Origin of the sequence: Yoonia sp. GPGPB17, from assembly GCF_037892195.1 — a bacterium.
In the GTDB taxonomy this organism is placed as follows: Bacteria; Pseudomonadota; Alphaproteobacteria; order Rhodobacterales; family Rhodobacteraceae; genus Yoonia.
In genome coordinates this window covers 3,505,993-3,525,276 of sequence record NZ_JATACI010000002.1, presented here as the reverse complement: position 1 = coordinate 3,525,276, position 19,284 = coordinate 3,505,993, and the positions used below count along the sequence as shown (strand labels likewise).

The window sequence follows — 19,284 nt, the reverse complement described above, 5'->3', positions numbered from 1 at the left end:
CAAGGATGCTGCACAGGCGGCGCAGGCATAAGCAAAACCACCCGATTGCTGCCAAGTTCCCGCGGCTACACCCCCAACACCATCTGCAAGGCTTTCAGCTTTGCGCGCTGTTCATCGGTCCAGTCGCGGCGGCGACCCCGGAACAAGGTCGCCTGAGAGGCATGTATCAGCCCGTCGTCGAGGATCTTAAGACCATTGGCACGCAAAGTTTCCCCGGTTGAGGTGATATCCGCTATCGCCTCAGCTGTTTCATTTTTGACGGTACCCTCTGTAGCACCTTGGCTATCAACCAGTTGATAGTCCGCCACCCCCTGCTCACGCAGAAATTCCCGTACCAAACGGTGATATTTTGTGGCAATCCGCAATCGGAAGCCGTGGGTGCGTCGGAAGGCAGCCGCCGCCGCGTCCAGATCATCAAGGGTTGAGACATCCACCCAAGCTTGCGGCACCGCAATGATCAGATCGGCCCCGCCAAACCCCATTGGAGCCAGCTCCGCAACTCGCGTATCCCAGTTCGCCAGTTTCTCGCGCACCAGATCCGATCCGGTGACACCAAGATGGATATTGCCTGCCGCCAATTCGCGCGGGATTTCCCCGGCGGATAACAGCACCAACTCAACCCCGTCGATCCCATCCACCGCACCGGCATACTCGCGGTCGGACCCGGATTTGCGCAGGCCAATTCCGCGTGCACCAAACCAGTCAAACGTCTTTTGCATCAATCGGCCCTTTGAGGGCACGCCAAGCTTCAACATGTCCGCAACCCCAACGCCAGATCAGGACGAATGACGCCGCCAACGGCAGGCACTGCACGGCCCTGCCCCAGCCGCGCCGTCAGCGCATCATAGCGCCCACCGGTGGCCACCGGCGGATGCTCTGGCCGGTCAGTTGCGTAGAATCCAAACACAAACCCGTCGTAGTATTCCAGCGATGTGCGCCCATAGCTGCCTTCAAACTCAAGGTTGGCGACATCAACACCACGATCTGTCATCGCATCCAGTCGTGCATCCAGACCTGCGACGGCATCCGCAATTGCGGGCATATCGACGGCGATATCGCGCAGGGCGCTCAGCACGTTCGGTGCCGTTTCGCGCAAGCCAAGAATGGCATCAATCAAGGCAATCTCTTCCGCGGCAATCGGTGCAGCAGCGGCATCCGCACGCAAAGCCTCAATCCGTGCGGCAACCTCCTTGCGGCTTCGCAAACCGATATCCGCTCCTGCATCACCAAACGGATCATCCGCTGCCAAAAGTGAGGCCCGCGCTGGCGGAACCTCGCCTGATCCAAAACGCTTCATCAACGCGCGAAACCGTCCCGGTCGCCAGATATGCCTTAAGAGTGCGGCCTTGCGTGCATCCGTCGTGCGCAAGCCGCGCACCGCCGCCATCAGCACGCCGATATCACCAGTTGCCGCACGCACTGGTAAATCGGCCAAGCCTTCGGCAATCGCGGCGAACACTTCTGCGTCCGCACTGGCCGGGTTCTGACCGTCAAACACCTCGTACCCCACTTGCACATATTCATTTGCGCGGGTCTCATCAGTTTCCTGCTTGCGGAACACCTTGCCCGCATAGGTATAGCGGGCCGGGTCAGCATGCGCCTGCATATGCATCTGCACAACAGGCACCGTGAAATCCGGACGCAATACCATCTCGCCACGCAGCGGATCAGAGGTCAGATAGGCGCGCGCGCGAATATCCTCACCGTAGAGATCCAACAAAGTATCCGCCGATTGCAGCACATCCGCCTTGAAGACCAGGGCCCCCTTGGCAACGAAGAGATCACGCAGACGACGTGCCTCGGTCAGTGTTTCGGGAGAGGTGGGCATCAGTTGGTCCGCCACAATGCGATGATGACGCCGGCGATGGCAGTCGCCACGCCTGCAACGCCGGCGGGCCACATGTTCAGGGCGAACGCAGCGATGACGAGACCGACGCCAATCAAAAAGATCCAAAACCAGATCGGCACTGCTGCGAAGGCGAAGACTTTGTTGAGCGCATCCAATAGATCACCCATCGCTCTGCCCAGCCAAAATCTCGCGCACTTTCGCGATCATCTGATCACGCGGTACCTCGTACTGGCTGGGGCGGTCCTTCCACTCTTCCAATGTCGCGTTCTTGGCAATCTCAGCACCTAAGATCAGGTCCTTAATTTGGACAATCCCGGTATTGAACTCGTCGCTGCCCGCAATGATGGCAATCGGTGATTGGCGCTTGTCCGCATACTTCAGCTGGTTGCCAAAGTTCTTTGGATTGCCCAGATAAACCTCGGCTCGGACACCCGCGTTGCGCAGCTCGGCCACCATCGATTGATAATCCGACATGCGATCACGATCCATGACAGTGACAACAACAGGACCAAGAGCAGATTGCTTCATCTGGCCTTTGGCGCGCAGAGCGGCCAATAGGCGATCTACTCCAATCGAGACACCCGTCGCAGGGACTTCCTGCCCGGTAAAGCGCTTGACCAGATCGTCGTAGCGACCACCGCCAGCAACGGAGCCAAAGTTCCGTGGGCGGCCCTTTTCATCTTGGATTTCAAAGGTAAGTTCGGCCTCGTAAACCGGGCCGGTGTAGTACCCTAGACCACGCACAACAGACGGATCGATTTCGATCCGCTCTGCGTTGTAGCCTTGGGCGTCCAACAACTCGGCAATTGCTTCCAGTTCTGCAGCACCATCAAGACCGACATTTGACCCGGCCACAAGCTCCCGTAGGCGTGTGACGGTCCCGGCTCCTGTGTCGCGCTTCGCGGTCATGAAGCCCATCACGATCTCAGCCTGTTCATCAGCCAGCCCAGCGCCTTTGGTGAAATCACCACTGGCGTCCTTGCGGCCCTCGCCCAGCAACGCCCGCACACCTTCCGGTCCCAGCCGATCCAGCTTATCAATCGCGCGCAGCACGATCCCGCGCTCGGCCTCTTTATCGTCACCGACAAGGCCAGCAACTTCCATCACACCATTCAGCACTTTGCGGTTATTTACCCGGATCACATAGTCGCCACGGTCGATCCCCACGGCCTCCAGCGTGTCCGACAGCATCGCGCAAATCTCGGCATCAGCCGCAACGGAACCGGACCCTACAGTGTCCGCATCGCATTGATAAAACTGACGAAAGCGCCCAGGTCCGGGCTTTTCATTGCGCCACACCGGGCCCATCGCATAACGGCGATAGGGGAATGGCAGATCATTGCGGTATTGGGCCGCGACCCGCGCCAAAGGGGCCGTCAGATCATAGCGTAGGGCGAGCCAGTCGTTATCCTCTTCCCATGCAAACACGCCCTCATTCGGGCGGTCCACATCGGGCAAAAACTTGCCCAGCGCCTCAACCGTTTCAACGGCAGAGGTTTCCAACGCATCAAACCCATAGCGATGATACACCCCGGCAATCGTGTTCAGCATTTCGGCGCGCGCGGTCACATCGGCGCCGAAATAGTCCTGAAAACCCTTGGGCGTCTGCGCCTTGGGCCGGGGTTGTTTTTTGATCTTGGCCATTGGGTTGGTCCTGCCAGTCTTTCACGTTCCCGCGCCGTTTAACCCGGCAATGTCACAGGGGCAATGCAGTCGTATATTTCAGCTCTTTCAAACTAAAGGACGACACAACCGATTTCACAAACTCAGAGCGGAGCAAGCTGTGGGTCATGAAGCTTTCATATGCCTCCACATCGCGGCAACGGATTTTAAGAATATAGTCGGCTGTGCCCGACACCGCATGGGCCTCCATGATCTGCGGGTGGGCGCTGATAACGCTGGCGAACCCTGCGATCGATGTTTCGCTATGGTCCGCCAAACGCACGGTTGCAAAAACACAAAGCCGCGCATCCACCCCGGTTGGATCCAACAACGCCACCCGTCCGCGCAAAAGGCCGGCGTTCTCGAACTCCTGCACCTTGCGCCAGACTGTCGAGGTGGCCATGTCCGCCCGCTCGGCCAATTCCGCCAAGGATGCCGCAGCATCCGATTGCAGGGCGTTGAGCAGTTTGCGTTCTTGGTCAGATATTTTCATGAATGCGATAATCCTGAATACTATCTTATCAAGATTACGCGGAATACAGCCAAAACAAAACAATTTTTCACTCCTATCGGGTCATTATACCCAAGAAGGAGAACACCGATGCCAAAGGACACCAGCTATACCTCACTCCAACCGGATGCTCGTGGGTACTTTCCCTACGCCGCCGAAGATGACGCCGTCTGGAGAGAGCTTTTCACCCGTCAAATGGCGTTTTTGCCCGGCAAGGTTGCTCCCGAGTACTTGGACGGTGTGAGAAAGCTGCGCCTTAGCGCCGACAAGACGCCGCAAGTCAAAGACATCGACGCGCGGCTGCAAAAGCTGACTGGCGCGGGCGCATATGGTGTCCCGGCCATCATCCCGCCATCGCAGTTCTACGATCTGCTCAGCAAACGGACGTTTCCCGTCGCCACCTTTCTCAGACGGCGCGAGCATATGGACTACATCGAAGAACCAGACCTCTTTCACGAGGTTTTCGGCCATTGCCCCATGCTGACCAACACCGCTTATGCCGATTTCATTGAAGGGTTCGGTCAACGCGCCAAGGCGCTCGGCAAGGGGTATTCCTGGCATATGTTCCGGCTTTTCTGGTTCACGGTCGAGTTTGGCATGATCCGCTCGGCAGAGGGGCTGCGCGCCTATGGTGCTGGCATCGTCTCTTCCCCGTCAGAGGCCGAGCACGCGACAGATGGCACCGCCGTGATGCAGGACTTTGACCTGTTGACAGTGTTCCGGACGCCCTACCGTATTGATATCGTCCAGCCGACCTACTTTGTCATTGACAGCTTTGATCAACTCGCGGCCACGCTGGACGCGGATTTCGGCGCATTGATTGATCAGGCCAAAGCATCTGGAGATCTGCCCGCCCTTTTCGAAAGCAAACAAGCGGTGTAAAGACCCGCTATGACCGACAGCACACATCTGGAAGAACAAATCGCCCATCTGACCCGCACGGTCGAGGAGTTGTCAGATATCGTCGCACGGCAAGAGGGTGAAATAGCTCTCATTACACGGCGTCTGGCGATGTTGATGGAGCGCGAGGCCGGGCGGGAAATGGATGCAGGCGGATCAGTGCCGCTCGCAGATCAACGCCCACCGCATTGGTAAGTGTGTGATTTAGGCAAGGTGGATCATGATCCACCTTACGCTACGCATCTTCCACCTCAATCACACCGCCCAAAGACCTGATGGCTCCTTTGATCTGCGGGTTGACCGGAAACTCCTCGCCAAGGTCCAGTTCAACCTCGCCGGGCAGATCATCATGCATCAGGCAAAAGTAGACCGGTCCCCGCCCAGCGCGCACAGCACCACCTGAGGCATTCGCCAAAACACTTGCAACCGACCCGATCACCTCTGGCTCGTCGATAAAAATCCGCAACCCTGCACCACCAGCGTCAGCCACGACCGCATCCACCGGCGACACCGACCGACCCAGCAGTTTCAGCTGATCTGCCTCCATCGTCGCTTCGCATTGCAGGACGACCTGACTGCCCGTTTCAAGGAATTCGCGAGAGGCTTCTAACGTGTCCGAGAACATCGTCACCTCGTATTGCCCGGTCGGATCAGATAACTGCACAAAGGCAAAGCGATTGCCCCGCGCTGACTTGCGTTCCTGCCGTCCAGACACCGTGCCCGCCATTTTCACAATAGCCGCACCATTTTCGGCGCGGGCAATCACATCATCCAGCGTCAAAATCTGTTTGCGCTTCAGCGGTCCCATATAGTCGTCCAGCGGATGCCCGGACAGGTAGAACCCTATCGCCTTGAACTCTTCGGCCAAGCGTTCCGCTGGCAACCAGTCCTCACCGCCAATCAATCGCGGCTCTTGCAGGTCATCCCCGGCATCCCCGAAAAGCGACACCTGGTTGGATGATTTCTGATCATGGATCGCGGCGGAGTAAGCTGTCAGCGCATCCAAGCTCATCATCACCCGACGCCGGTTCGGGTCCAACACATCAAATGCCCCTGCCCGGGCCAGCATTTCCAATGGCCGCTTACTGATACGTTTGAGATCACAACGGCGTGCGAAATCAAAGAGGTTCACAAACTCTTTCTCACCACGGCCCTCAACGATCAGCCTCATTGCCTCAACGCCCACGTTTTTCAGTGCGCCCAGCGCATAGACCAGTTTTTGATCCTTTACGTCAAACGTCGCCATCGAGCGGTTCACACAAGGCGGCGTATATGCGACGCCCAGACCCTTCTTCACCTCTTGGAAATAGACGCCCAGTTTGTCGGTCAGGTGAATATCGCAGTTCATCACACCGGCCATGAACTCCACCGGGTGGTTCGCCTTCAGCCACGCCGTCTGATAGCTGACCACAGCATAGGCCGCCGCGTGGGATTTGTTGAAGCCATAGTTGGCGAATTTTTCCAGAAGATCGAAGACTTCGCGCGCCTTCTTGGGCTCTACGCCATTGGCCTTCGCGCCTTCCTCAAACTTCGGGCGTTCCTTCGCCATTTCTTCCGCGATCTTCTTACCCATCGCACGGCGCAGCAGGTCAGCACCACCTAGCGAATAGCCTGCCATGACCTGTGCGATCTCCATCACCTGTTCTTGGTAGACGATGATGCCTTGGGTTTCCTTCAGGATATGGTCAATCGACGGATGGATGGATTCCAACTCGCGCTGCCCGTTCTTCACCTCGCAATAGGTCGGGATGTTCTCCATCGGACCCGGTCGGTAAAGCGCCACCAGCGCGACAATATCTTCGATACAGGTCGGTTTCATGCGTTTGAGCGCATCCATCATGCCGCTGGATTCCACCTGAAACACCGCTGTGGTCTTTGCACTGGAATAAAGCGCATAGGATTTTTTGTCATCCAGCGGGATCGCCCCGATGTCATACTCAAACCCGTCCAGCACATCGTAAAGCTTTGTGCCATCTGCTGCGATGTTCAGGGGTCGTCCAGTCTTTTGGATCAGTTCCACCGCGTCCTGAATGACGGTCAGTGTCTTCAGACCCAGAAAGTCGAATTTGACCAGCCCGGCCTGTTCGACCCATTTCATGTTGAACTGGGTCGCAGGCATATCCGAGCGCGGGTCTTGATAGAGCGGAACCAATTCGTCCAGCGGGCGATCCCCAATCACAACGCCCGCCGCGTGGGTCGATGCGTTGCGCAGCAAGCCTTCAACCTGTTGGGCATAGGTCAGCAAGCGGTCCACGACCTCTTCGGCCTTCGCCTCTTCACGCAAACGCGGCTCATCGGCCAACGCTTTTTCGATGGAAACCGGCTTCACACCCTCAACCGGGATCATCTTCGACAGGCGGTCCACCTGCCCGTAAGGCATCTGCAGTACACGTCCAACATCGCGCACGGCAGCTTTCGACAAGAGCGCACCGAAGGTGATGATCTGTCCTACCTTATCGCGCCCATACTTCTCTTGCACGTATCGGATCACCTCTTCCCGGCGATCCATGCAGAAGTCGATGTCGAAGTCCGGCATCGAGACACGCTCGGGGTTCAGAAAGCGCTCAAACAGCAGCGAATAGCGCAGCGGGTCCAGATCGGTGATGAGGAGCGCGTAAGCGACCAAAGAACCGGCACCAGAGCCACGACCCGGGCCGACGGGAATACCTTCATCCTTGGCCCATTTGATGAAGTCGGCCACGATGAGGAAGTAGCCAGGGAACCCCATGCCCTCAATGATGCCCAATTCAAACTCAAGGCGCTTTTCGTATTCTTCAACCTCAGCAGCGTGGGGGATAACGGCCAGACGATCTTTCAAACCTTGCTGTGCCTGACGCCGCAATTCAGCGACCTCATCATCGGCAAACTTGGGCAGGATCGGGTCACGCTTATACGCCTTGAAGGCACAGCGCTTGGCAATCTCTACCGTGTTCTCCACCGCTTCGGGCAGGTCGGCAAACAAGGTTGCCATTTCTTGCGGAGATTTGAGATAGTGTTGCGGGGACAAGCGGCGGCGCGGCTCCTGCTGATCAACATAGGCCCCCTCGGCAATGCAGATCAACGCGTCATGCGCCTCATAAAGCTCGGGTTTTGGAAAATAGACGTCGTTGGTCGCCACCAGCGGCAAGCCTTTGGCGTAGGCCATTTCAACATGGCCGCGCTCGGACAAACGTTCTGCCTCAGGCAACCCTTCACCGGGATGTCGCTGAAGCTCGACGTATAGCCTGTCAGGGTAAATCGCCGCCAACCGATCCATAAATGCCTCGGCCTTGGGGCGCTGCCCCTGCCGCAGCAAGCGACCGATCGGGCCATCCGGCCCACCAGACAGGCAAATCAACCCATCATGATATTGCGCCAGTTCATCAGCACTGACCTGCGGCAATTGCCCATCTGCGTCTAGATAGGCGCAAGAGTTGAGCTTCATCAGGTTCATGTATCCCGCTTCGGACTGGGCAAGCAGAACAATGGGCGCAGGCGCCTCTGCACGTTTGCCCGGTTCCGGCGTCGCAAAAGTCACATCTACCTGACAGCCAATGATCGGCTGGACCCCTGCCTTAGCAGCCCCTTCCGAAAACTCCAGGGCGCAGAACATGTTGTTGCTGTCGGTCACGGCGACAGCTGGCATATCCATGTTGACTGCCAAACCGGGCAGTTTCTTCACCGGAATAGCACCTTCGAGTAGAGAGTACTCGGTATGGACACGCAGATGAATGAATCGGGGATCAGTGGACATAGAGGCAAGGTAGCCAAAGCCCGTCTGGCTGCAAGCGTCGTATTTAGTTAGCACTATGACTAACTATCTTGACTCCGCGCCGCCAAAACCTTAATACTTAGCACCATGGCTAACCAACTTGATTCCTTTTTCGGCGCAATGGCCGACCCAACCCGCCGCGCCGTCATCGAACGGCTCGCATCTGGTCCGGCCAGCGTCAGCGAACTGCACGCACCCCACCAGATGGCACTGCCCACTTTCATGCGACACCTCAAGGTGCTGGAAGACACAGGTATTGTCCGCTCGATCAAGAAGGGTCGTGTGCGCACCTGCCATATCGAGGCAGCCCCCTGATCGAAGCGCAAGGCTGGCTCGCCTGGCAGCGCGAGATCTGGGAAGGGCGTTTGGATAGGCTGGATGCCTTGGCGCAGCATATTTCAAAAATGGAAAAGGACTAACTGATGCCCCTTGATACGAAATCATTCGACATGCACCGCACTTTGCCTCTGCCCGCAGAGCGACTTTGGCAGGTCCTGACAGATGCAAAGGAACGCGAGAAATGGAACGGCCCCGACGCTACAACACTGTTAGAAACAGACATTGCGGACCTGCGGGTTGGTGGGCTGGACCGGCATAGGTTTGGCCCGGTGGATGCACCCGAATTTCTGGTTGATACCCGCTGGTATGATCTGGCTGCCCCAGAGCGCGCGGTCTTTACCGAAACATTGATCTTCGGAGGTGAAGCCGTGTCCACAAGTCTTGTGACCTATGTGCTCGAAAGCAACGGTAAGGAGACAGCGCTGAGTATCACTATCGCGGTCTCTTCTTTCTCTGGTTCCGAGGCATTGGCCGAAGTTGAGCAAGGCTGGGCTGGCGGTGTGGATAACCTGCAAAGTTACGCCAAAAGTGTTGTACTCCAAACCTGATAACCTGCCCAAGGAATGCGCATTTGCCGCAAGTGCGGGCGCGCGTTTCACGATATTTCTTGCCAAACGGGCCCTGCCGAGGTTTCATAGAGTTCGGCAAAGAGGCAGGTGTCTACGTCGCATCGACACCTGAATACCCTCGAATAGATTTGGTAAGGCGGCAGGTTTTTAACATGAACGTCACGTTTCTTCTCAATGGGGAAACCGTGCAGGTGGATGCGGGCGCAACGCACACCCTGCTCGACTGGCTGCGCGAGGACCGCAGCCTTTGCGGCACCAAAGAAGGCTGCAACGAAGGTGACTGTGGCGCCTGCACCGTTATGGTCACGGATGAGGGTGGAGCCAAAGCGCTCAACGCCTGTATCCTCTTCCTGCCACAACTGCACGGCAAGGCGGTGCGCACGGTCGAAGGGGTCACTGGCCCGGACGGACAACTGCATCCTGTACAACAGGCCATGATTGATCATCACGGGTCGCAATGCGGCTTCTGCACGCCGGGCTTTATCGCGTCGATGGCGACCGGACACTTGCAGGGGCGGGCGGATCATGACGATGTATTGGCCGGAAACCTGTGTCGCTGCACAGGATATGCGCCGATCGTGCGCGCCGCCGAAGCGGCTGCAGCAGCGCCTGTTCCCGCCTGGATGAATGACAAGGCAGTTGCAGTAGACGCGCAGCCTTATGCCCCGGAAACACTAACTGAACTGGCTGATTGGTACGCTGCCAACCCGGATGCAACATTGATTGCCGGGGCTACGGATGTGGGGCTATGGGTGACCAAGCAGCTGCGGGATCTGCCAAATGTCGCCTTTCTGAATCGCTGTGCAGACCTGCGCACGATAACGCAGACCGGTAGCACTATCTACTTCGGCGCCGCTGTCACAATGACCGAGGTTTTGGCCGCGATAGTCGAAAGTCACCCGTCCTATGCCGAGATGATCCGGCGCTATGGCTCTGAACAGGTGCGCAACGCTGCCACGATTGGCGGGAACATCGCCAATGGATCACCGATTGGGGACAACCCGCCTGCCCTGATTGCAATGGGGGCGACGGTGCATCTTCGACACGGCACCAAAACACGGGACATGGCGATAGAGGATTTCTTCATCGCCTACGGCAAGCAAGACCGTGCGCCGGGTGAGTTGGTGACAGGTGTCACAATACCGAAAGCGGCACCGGCGCTGCGGTGCTACAAGATTTCGAAACGTTTTGATCAGGATATCTCAGCCGTCTGCGGCTGTTTCAACATCACCGCCGTTGATGGCAAAGTAACTGAGGCCCGGATCGCCTTCGGCGGCATGGCAGGCACGCCACATCGCGCCCGTCAGGTTGAAGCCGCTTTAACGGGGCAGCCTTGGACGGTCGAGACGGTGGCGAAAGCCGCCAAAGCGTTCAGCGAAGACTACACCCCTATGTCCGATATGCGCGCAAGCGCGGACTACCGGCTGGAGGTCGCGAAAAACCTGTTACATCGCTACTTCGCAGAAATGACGGGGCAGGCAACGTCGGTACTGGAGGTGACACCATGAGTGTCGCCAAGCCCCTGCCCCATGATGCCGCCGCGCTGCATGTCACCGGTGCGGCGCGCTATATAGATGACATCCCAACACCTGCAGGTACGTTACACTTGGCCTTTGGTACAGCAGACATCGCTTGCGGTACCATCCGCGCGATGAACCTCGCAGAGGTGAAAAGCGCCCCCGGTGTGGTCGCTGTCCTGACGGCTGATAACCTGCCCTTTGCCAATGATGTTTCCCCGTCGATCCATGATGAGCCGCTTTTGGCCACCGGCACAGTCCACTACATTGGACAACCGCTGTTTCTGGTCGTGGCCGAAAGCCATCTTGCGGCCCGCAAAGCAGTGCGGCTGAGCAAGATTGAATACGTCGAAGAGACCCCGATCCTGACGATGGACGACGCCATCGCCGCAGACAGCCGTTTTGAGGATGGGCCTCGCATCTGGACCAAAGGCGATGTGGATCAGGCGCTGGCCTCTGCGCCCCATCGCCTGCAAGGTACGATTGAGATGGGCGGACAGGAGCACTTCTATCTTGAGGGGCAAGCTGCCCTCGCCTTGCCTCAGGAAGGCGGGGATATGGTGGTGCATAGCTCCACCCAGCACCCGACCGAAATCCAGCATAAGGTAGCCGACGCACTGGGTGTGCCGATGCACGCTGTGCGATGCGAAGTGCGGCGGATGGGTGGTGGTTTTGGCGGCAAGGAAAGCCAAGGCAATGCGCTTGCTGTCAGCTGCGCTGTTGCTGCGCGCGCCACGGATCAACCCTGTAAAATGCGCTATGACCGCGACGATGACATGATGATCACCGGAAAGCGCCATGATTTTCGGATTTCATATGACGTAGGCTTTGATGGCGAAGGTCAGCTGACGGGCATCGACTTCACGCAAATGACCCGCTGTGGCTGGGCGCTGGATTTGTCGCTTCCCGTGGCGGACCGGGCCATGCTGCATGCGGATAACGCCTATCATCTGCCAACATCACGTATCACATCGCATCGGTTCAAAACCAACACACAATCTGCCACCGCATTCCGCGGGTTTGGTGGCCCACAGGGAGTGTTGGGGATTGAGCGGGTGATGGATCATATTGCCGCTGAACTGGGGCTTGATGCGGCACTTGTTCGCCAGCGCAACTACTACGATGAGATGAACGACGATGTTTCTACGGGTGCAGGGCGTGGAACCCGGTACAGCGGTGCCCACTCACCAAAACCCGAAGTGCAGACAACACCCTACCACATGCCGGTCAAGGATTTCATCCTGCACGAAATGACGGGCGCATTGCTCTCATCTTCCGACTATCACGTAAGGCGCGCGGCGATTGCGGCGTGGAACGCGGAGCAACCGATATTAAAGAAAGGCATTGCCTTCAGCCCGGTGAAGTTCGGGATTTCCTTTACCCTGACCCACCTCAATCAGGCGGGTGCATTGGTCCATGTCTATCAGGATGGTTCGGTTCATATGAACCATGGCGGAACCGAAATGGGGCAAGGACTGTTTCAGAAGGTGGCGCAGGTTGCCGCACATCGTTTTGGCATTGATGTCGGCGACGTGAAAATCACAGCAACCGACACGGGCAAGGTGCCAAATACATCGGCGACAGCCGCCTCTTCCGGAACGGATTTGAACGGTATGGCCGTCGCGAATGCCTGCGATGAGATCCGTGATCGCATTGCCCTTTGTCTGGCAGAGTTTCACCAGACGCAGATCGAGAATGTCCGTTTTGAAGACGGGCAGGTGTTTGTGGGCGATACCCAGATGACCTTTGCCGAGGCCGCGCAGACCGCCTACCTCAATCGCGTCAGCCTGTCGGCCACAGGTTTCTACAAAACCCCTGATCTGGCCTGGGATCGCATCAAAGGCGAAGGCACACCGTTCTTCTATTTTGCCCAAGGGGCCGCAGTCACCGAGGTGGTTGTTGACACCCTGACAGGCGAAAACCGCATTCTACGCGCGGACATTCTGCATGATGCAGGCGCCTCGCTGAACCCATCGCTGGATGTCGGACAGATTGAAGGCGGTTATGTGCAAGGCGCAGGCTGGCTGACCACCGAGGAATTGGTCTGGGACGACAAGGGGCGTTTGCGGACACATGCGCCTGCGACCTACAAGATCCCGGCCTGCTCGGATCGGCCCGATATCTTCAATGTGACACTTTGGGATCAACCCAACCCGGCGCAGACAATCTACCGGTCCAAAGCCGTGGGTGAGCCGCCATTCATGCTAGGCACCTCAGCGTTTCTTGCGCTTTCGGACGCGATTGCGGCTTGCGGACCTGCCTACCCGGACTTGCAGGCCCCTGCGACTGCCGAAGAAGTGTTGCGCGCTATTGGACGCGCCCGCGCATGACCGCGGTCCGCATCACGATAACCAAGGCGGCAGGCTCTGCCCCGCGGGACGCAGGCACGCAAATGCTGGTCTGGGCCGACAGAACCGAAGGGACCATCGGCGGTGGAACGCTGGAGTGGGAAGCGATGGCCGAAGCGCGGCGCATGCTGCAAGAAGGGCGCAAAACGCATACGGCACGTATTCCTTTGGGCCCGGCACTGGGCCAATGCTGTGGCGGTTCCGTGAGTTTGCTGTGGGAAGTGGCCGAGGCGATGGATGCGCCCCCTGCCCGCCCGCTCTGGATTTATGGTGCCGGGCACGTCGGACGGGCGCTGGTACATGTGATGGCCCCGTTGCCGGACTTTGACATCACGTGGGTCGATACGCATGCGGACCGGTTTCCTCAGACAAAGGTCACCACACTGGTCGCAGCTGACCCCACTCTGGTGGTGAAACACGCCCCCAAACATGCCGATCATCTCATTCTTACCTATAGTCACGAGATTGACCTCGGCCTGTGTCACGCGATCCTCTGCCACAGCTTTCACAGCGTTGGACTAATTGGATCGGCAACCAAATGGGCGCGTTTCAAGTCTCGACTCGCGGCATTGGGGCACCCGCCCGAACAGGTTTCGCGCATCGCGTGTCCGATTGGTGATCCGGCCTTGGGAAAACACCCTGCAGCGATTGCACTTGGCGTCGCAACTGCCATGATCAGCCCTGCAACCCGCCGGACAAAGGACCGCACTGCATGATTGAACCGCTCTTGCGCCTGTCTGGCCTGACCAAGGCCTATCCCGGAGTGGTCGCCAACAAGGATGTCTCGTTTAGTATCGCGCGCGGTGAGGTGCATGCGTTGCTTGGTGAAAACGGCGCTGGCAAATCGACACTGGTGAAAACCATCTATGGTTTGGTCAAGCCAGACACAGGGAAGATGATACTGGAAGGACAGCCCTTTCAACCACCCGAGCCGCGGGCGGCACGCGCGGCAGGCGTCGCGATGGTGTTTCAGCACTTTTCCCTTTTCGACGCGATGAACGTGGCCGAGAATATCGCGCTGGGCATGGAGAACCCGCCACCGCAGGCCGAGATTGCAGCCCAGGTCCGCACTGTATCTGACCAATACGGGCTGCCATTGGACCCCGACCGGATTGTTGGTGAGCTGTCCGCCGGTGAACGTCAGAGGGTCGAGATCATCCGCTGCCTGCTGCAAGAGCCTAAACTGTTGATTATGGACGAGCCGACTTCGGTACTGACGCCACAAGAGGTAGACATTCTATTTCAAACACTGCGTCAGCTCAGCTCCGAGGGTACAGCTATTCTGTACATCTCGCACAAACTCGAAGAAATCAGGGCGCTTTGCGACAACGCCACTGTGTTGCGTCTGGGGCAAGTCGTCGGTGAATGCGATCCAAAACAAACCTCGGCGCGTGATATGGCCGAATTGATGGTCGGCTCCACGCTGCATGTCCCCGAAAAGGCCGAAAAACCGGCAGGAGAGACTGTTCTGGCGCTGGACGGATTAAGTGCAAAGCCGCCGCACCAGTTTGGCACTGCTTTGCGTAACATCACGTTAGATGTCCGCAAAGGCGAGGTGTTGGGCGTTGGCGGCGTGGTAAACAACGGACAGGATGAACTGGTCGCCGCTCTGTCCGGCGAGATGAGATCGGCCAAGGCAATGATCCACTATAAAGGTAAGGATATCGGCGAGCTGTCACCAAACGCGCGCCGCAAGATTGGTTTGCTTGCAGCGCCAGAGGAACGCATGGGCCATGCCGCCGCCCCGGATATGAGCCTGACCGAAAACGCAATCCTGACGGCCATGACACGGGAAAAACTGACCAGCAAAGGTTTCCTGCATTGGGGCAAAGCACGCGCCTTTGCCGAAAGTGTGATTTCAACATTTGATGTGCGGACGCCGGGGCCGCAAAACGCGGCACGGTCACTATCGGGCGGAAATCTGCAGAAATTCGTGATTGGTCGCGAGATCATGCAAGCACCCGAGGTTTTGGTCGTTAACCAGCCGACATGGGGGGTGGATGCCTCTGCCGCCGCAGCCATCCGGCAGGCTTTGCTGGATTTAGCCGAGAAGGGCACGGCTGTCATCGTGATCAGTCAGGACTTGGACGAACTGATGGAAATATCTGACCGTTTCGCGGCATTGAATGAGGGCAAGCTTTCTGCGCCGCGTCCAGCAAAGGGCCTGACGGTGAAAGAGATTGGCCTGATGCTGGGTGGCGCCCATGATATGGAGGTGGCGCATGTTGATGCTTGAAAAGCGGCCGCAGCCTTCACGGACTTGGACGTTTGCGACACCTGTTCTGGCGGTGGTGTTAACGATGTTGTTTGGTGGGCTCTTGTTTGCGGCCCTTGGCCAAGATCCGCTGGTGACAATCCGGACGATCTTTCTCGACCCGTTGTTTTCCGAATTTGCTTGGTTCTATCGCCCTCAATTGCTCATCAAAGGTGCTCCTTTGGTGTTGATTGCGATTGGTCTGTCATTTGGTTTTCGTGCCGGTATTTGGAACATCGGGGCAGAGGGACAATACATCGTTGGGGCCATCTGCGGGGCTGCGGTTGGTTTGGCTTTCTATCCAATGGAAAGCTTCATTATCTTTCCATTGATGATCTTGACTGGTGCTATGGGCGGCCTGCTGTGGGCGATGATCCCCGGCATCCTCCGGGTACGCTTTGGCACCAACGAAATCCTTGTCTCGCTGATGCTGGTTTATGTGGCCGAACAATTGCTGGCCTCGATGGCGCTGGGCGCTTTGCGCAACCCGGATGGGATGGGATTTCCCGGCAGCAGGAACCTGTCGCAATACGAAAGTGCGGCTAACCTTGAGATTATTGCTGGAAGTGGGATGCACTGGGGGGTTTTGACAGCTTTCCTCGCGGTGATTATCGCCTACGTCGCCCTGTCGCGGCATATCTTTGGCTTCAACGTGCGCCTGTCAGGGCAAAGCCCGCGCGCCGCACGTTTTGCTTAAGCGTAAACCCTGGCCTACTTATTCTCATTTGTATGGGTATTTCCGGTGCCCTTGCAGGTCTTGCGGGGCTGTTTGAGGTGGCTGGCCCTGCCGGACAGATCAGCATCGACTTCAACGTGGGTTATGGTTTCACTGCAATCATTGTCGCGTTTCTTGGACGGCTGCATCCCGTTGGCATCCTGCTGGCAGGCGGCTTGATGGCACTGACCTATATCGGCGGCGAAATCGCGCAATCCAATCTGGGGCTACCTATTGCTGCGATCCAGATTTTGCAGGGGATGTTGCTGTTCTTCCTGCTCGCCGTGGATGTGCTGACAAATTACCGTGTAACATGGGGGCACCAAGTAGCATGAATAGCGAAGACATCATCAATGGCATCTTTCGCCCTGTCATTGGATTCTTTCTAGGTATGGCGCTTGCCTATGCCTTTCAACTCGCGCAGAGCGCCGGCTGGATGTTTGCCGTCGGCTGGGCCGTCTTTCTTATGCTGCTCTTTGGTCTTGTTATTGTCCTCGACAGATTCCTGGACTGGGGTTTCGGCAGGCTTACGGGCTGGGGGCTCAAAAAACCCTTGCGCCCGGCAAAGGCGGCACAACCGCACTGGCTTGTGCGCTTTGGATGGGTTTTTGGCGTGATCATTGGCGTTGGCGCAGTCCTCCTTTTGCCTGAGGAGGCCCTTGCATGGCTGTTATCCTGATCGGCATGGGAGGACACTGATGGATCTCTCCTCGATCAATCCTGTTCTGTTGCTGGCATCCCTCATGGTTGCGGCAACCCCAATTCTGTTGGCTGCCATTGGCGAGTTGGTCGTTGAGAGGGCTGGCGTGCTGAACCTTGGCGTCGAAGGGATGATGATCACCGGGGCGGTTTGCGGGTTTGTCGTGGCCGTTGGCACCAGCTCGCCTTGGCTGGGTTTTCTTGGGGCTGCGGTTGGCGGCGCATTGCTTTCACTGATCTTTGGTTTCCTGACGCAGTTTCTGCTGTCCAACCAAGTGGCCACGGGCCTCGCGCTGACGCTTTTTGGGCTGGGACTTTCGGCGTTGATGGGTCAAGGTTACATCGGGATCAAAGCGCCGGAGTTTCCTGATTGGTACATTCCCTTGCTTGGCGACATTCCGGTGATTGGACCCATCGTTTTTCAGCATGACCCGATGGTCTATGTTGGCCTTGCGATTGTTGCGGGTGTCTGGGCGTTCTTGAAATACTCCCGTGCCGGTCTGATCCTGCGCGCTGTGGGCGAGAACCACGAAGCAGCCCATGCGCTGGGCTATCACGTGATCCGCGTGCGCATGCTGGCGATCATGTTTGGCGGGGGCTGTGCGGGGCTGGGCGGGGCCTATCTGAGCCTTGTGCGCGTGCCCCAATGGACCGAAGGCATGACCGCAGGCGCAGGCTGGATCGCGCTTGCCATCGTCGTCTTTGCCAGCTGGCGGCCGGGGCGGCTTTTGCTGGGTGCCTATTTGTTCGGCGGGGTGACCGTTTTGCAGTTGAACCTGCAAGCAGCCGGGGCCGCAATCGGGGTCGAATATCTTTCTATGGCGCCCTATCTGGCCACGATCGCGGTTCTGGTTATTATGCGGGCCGGACGTGCGCCCGGGTCACTGGGCCAATCATTCCATGCCTCACATTGAGGCGACAACAAGACCACCAAGGGGAAACACATGACAATGAAAACAATACTGGCCGGGGCGACCCTCGCATTTGGCCTTGCAACAGGGGCTGCGGCTGATGGGCACGAACCCACGACCGTTGGGTTTGTCTATGTCGGGCCAATCGGCGACGGCGGCTGGACATATGAACACGACAAGGGCCGCCTGGCCGTTGAAGAAGCGTTTGGCGACAAAGTCGAAACCGTGTTCGTCGAAAGCGTACCAGAAGGCCCCGACGCCGAGCGCGTCATGACACAGATGGCGTTGCAAGGGGCCGACCTGATCTTTACCACATCCTTTGGCTACATGGACCAAACCATCGCTGTGGCCGCACAATTCCCCGATGTGAAATTCGAGCATGCGACCGGCTACAAGCGTGCTGATAATGTGTCTACATACTCGGCGCGTTTCTACGAAGGCCGCGCGGTGCAGGGCCACATTGCGGGCCAGATGACCGAAAGCAACATCATCGGCTACATTGCATCCTTCCCGATCCCGGAAGTCATTCGTGGCATCAACTCTGCGTACATCCATGCGCAAGAAGTAAACCCTGATGTCGAGTTCAAGATCATCTGGGCCTACACATGGTTTGACCCGGCGAAAGAGGCCGAAGCGGCAAACGTGCTGATCGAACAAGGCGCTGACGTGATCTTGCAGCATACAGATTCCACTGCACCGCAAGCCGCGGCTCAGGCGGCTGGTAATGTTGTGACCTTTGGTCAGGCCTCTGACATGTCTGAGTTCGCACCATTCCCACGCGTTTCGTCCATTATCGACGACTGGGCACCCTACTATATCGCCCGCACACAAGCAGTCATGGATGGCACTTGGGAAAGCAAAGACACATGGGATGGCATCGGCCCAGGCATGGTTGGCATTGGTGAGATCACCGACGCTGTGCCTGCTGAAATCAAAGCCTCTGCCGAAGCCTTGGTTGAGCGTCTGCGTACCGGCGAGTACCACGCGTTTACTGGCCCCATCAACAAGCAGGACGGCTCTGCTTGGCTGGCCGACGGCGAAATCGCTGATGATGGGACTTTAGCTAGCATGAACTTCTATGTTGAAGGCTTGACAGGCGAGATCCCACAGTAAAAGACCTTTCCAGAAAACAGGAAGGCCCCGCCTCTGGCGGGGTCTTTGTTTTTTGGCAAGGCATTGATGTCACCGCAAAGTAAACGCTGACGCAGCACATCATTGATAGAGATATTGATGCCAACCGACTATGGCCATTTTTGGGT

17 protein-coding genes and 1 pseudogene are annotated in these 19,284 nt (G+C 57.5%); 12 read left to right on the top strand and 6 right to left on the bottom strand.

Annotated elements, in window-relative coordinates; translation table 11 throughout:
* Window positions 1-65: 65 nt before the first annotated feature.
* From hisG to QTO30_RS18590, 5 genes are read right to left on the bottom strand one after another with little or no spacing between them, the layout of a single operon-like run.
* Window positions 66-755 (bottom strand): ATP phosphoribosyltransferase, encoded by a 690-nt coding sequence (hisG, locus tag QTO30_RS18610; RefSeq protein WP_340425534.1) that lies wholly within the window; start codon window positions 753-755, stop codon window positions 66-68.
* Entirely contained in the window at window positions 749-1,828 is a 1,080-nt protein-coding gene (locus QTO30_RS18605) for an ATP phosphoribosyltransferase regulatory subunit (protein ID WP_340425533.1), read from the bottom strand. Before QTO30_RS18605 ends, hisG begins: the two co-directional genes overlap by 7 nt.
* A complete protein-coding gene (locus tag QTO30_RS18600) occupies window positions 1,828-2,016 on the bottom strand; it encodes a hypothetical protein (protein ID WP_340425532.1) in 189 nt (62 codons plus the stop codon). Before QTO30_RS18600 ends, QTO30_RS18605 begins: the two co-directional genes overlap by 1 nt.
* Window positions 2,009-3,493: a histidine--tRNA ligase gene (gene hisS, locus QTO30_RS18595; RefSeq protein WP_340425531.1), complete on the bottom strand. Its 1,485-nt coding sequence runs from the start codon at window positions 3,491-3,493 to the stop codon at window positions 2,009-2,011. The genes QTO30_RS18600 and hisS overlap by 8 nt, the downstream gene beginning before the upstream one ends.
* Window positions 3,494-3,545: 52 nt before the next feature.
* Window positions 3,546-4,004, bottom strand: coding sequence for an Lrp/AsnC family transcriptional regulator (locus QTO30_RS18590; RefSeq protein WP_340425530.1), 459 nt, complete (start codon window positions 4,002-4,004; stop codon window positions 3,546-3,548).
* Between the two features lie 108 nt (window positions 4,005-4,112).
* On the opposite strand from QTO30_RS18590, the gene QTO30_RS18585 reads away from it, so the two are divergent.
* Both QTO30_RS18585 and QTO30_RS18580 read left to right on the top strand, forming a co-directional pair.
* Complete coding sequence (locus QTO30_RS18585; RefSeq protein ID WP_340425529.1) at window positions 4,113-4,904, top strand: phenylalanine 4-monooxygenase; 792 nt, start codon at window positions 4,113-4,115, stop codon at window positions 4,902-4,904.
* Window positions 4,905-4,913: 9 nt separating this feature from the next.
* Entirely contained in the window at window positions 4,914-5,117 is a 204-nt protein-coding gene (locus QTO30_RS18580; RefSeq protein ID WP_340425528.1) for a SlyX family protein, read from the top strand.
* A 40-nt stretch (window positions 5,118-5,157) separates the two neighbouring features.
* Here the strand turns inward: QTO30_RS18580 and dnaE are convergent, their stop codons facing one another.
* The gene (dnaE, locus tag QTO30_RS18575) at window positions 5,158-8,655 is read right to left on the bottom strand and encodes a DNA polymerase III subunit alpha (RefSeq protein ID WP_340425974.1); all 3,498 of its coding nucleotides are present in this window, start codon (window positions 8,653-8,655) and stop codon (window positions 5,158-5,160) included.
* Between the two features lie 105 nt (window positions 8,656-8,760).
* On the opposite strand from dnaE, the gene QTO30_RS18570 reads away from it, so the two are divergent.
* The 10 genes and pseudogenes from QTO30_RS18570 (at window position 8,761) to QTO30_RS18525 (ending at window position 19,138) form a co-directional block, all read left to right on the top strand.
* Window positions 8,761-8,988 (top strand): ArsR/SmtB family transcription factor, encoded by a 228-nt coding sequence (locus QTO30_RS18570; RefSeq protein ID WP_445327164.1) that lies wholly within the window; start codon window positions 8,761-8,763, stop codon window positions 8,986-8,988.
* Between the two features lie 107 nt (window positions 8,989-9,095).
* The gene (locus QTO30_RS18565) at window positions 9,096-9,560 is read left to right on the top strand and encodes an SRPBCC domain-containing protein (RefSeq protein ID WP_340425526.1); all 465 of its coding nucleotides are present in this window, start codon (window positions 9,096-9,098) and stop codon (window positions 9,558-9,560) included.
* A gap of 173 nt (window positions 9,561-9,733) precedes the next feature.
* Window positions 9,734-11,089, top strand: coding sequence for a xanthine dehydrogenase small subunit (xdhA, locus tag QTO30_RS18560; protein WP_340425525.1), 1,356 nt, complete (start codon window positions 9,734-9,736; stop codon window positions 11,087-11,089).
* Window positions 11,086-13,428, top strand: coding sequence for a xanthine dehydrogenase molybdopterin binding subunit (xdhB, locus tag QTO30_RS18555; RefSeq protein ID WP_340425524.1), 2,343 nt, complete (start codon window positions 11,086-11,088; stop codon window positions 13,426-13,428). The genes xdhA and xdhB overlap by 4 nt, the downstream gene beginning before the upstream one ends.
* A complete protein-coding gene (gene xdhC / locus QTO30_RS18550) occupies window positions 13,425-14,162 on the top strand; it encodes a xanthine dehydrogenase accessory protein XdhC (RefSeq protein ID WP_340425523.1) in 738 nt (245 codons plus the stop codon). Before xdhB ends, xdhC begins: the two co-directional genes overlap by 4 nt.
* Entirely contained in the window at window positions 14,159-15,682 is a 1,524-nt protein-coding gene (locus QTO30_RS18545) for an ABC transporter ATP-binding protein (RefSeq protein ID WP_340425522.1), read from the top strand. The genes xdhC and QTO30_RS18545 overlap by 4 nt, the downstream gene beginning before the upstream one ends.
* Window positions 15,669-16,750 (top strand): annotated as a pseudogene (locus QTO30_RS18540) (ABC transporter permease). Before QTO30_RS18545 ends, QTO30_RS18540 begins: the two are co-directional and overlap by 14 nt.
* Entirely contained in the window at window positions 16,747-17,094 is a 348-nt protein-coding gene (locus QTO30_RS18535) for a hypothetical protein (protein WP_340425521.1), read from the top strand. Before QTO30_RS18540 ends, QTO30_RS18535 begins: the two are co-directional and overlap by 4 nt.
* A gap of 19 nt (window positions 17,095-17,113) precedes the next feature.
* Entirely contained in the window at window positions 17,114-18,028 is a 915-nt protein-coding gene (locus tag QTO30_RS18530) for an ABC transporter permease (RefSeq protein ID WP_340425520.1), read from the top strand.
* Window positions 18,029-18,058: 30 nt separating this feature from the next.
* Window positions 18,059-19,138 carry a BMP family ABC transporter substrate-binding protein gene (locus QTO30_RS18525; protein WP_340425519.1) on the top strand — a complete coding sequence of 360 codons (1,080 nt, stop codon included), beginning with the start codon at window positions 18,059-18,061 and terminating at the stop codon, window positions 19,136-19,138.
* Window positions 19,139-19,284 lie beyond the last annotated feature (146 nt).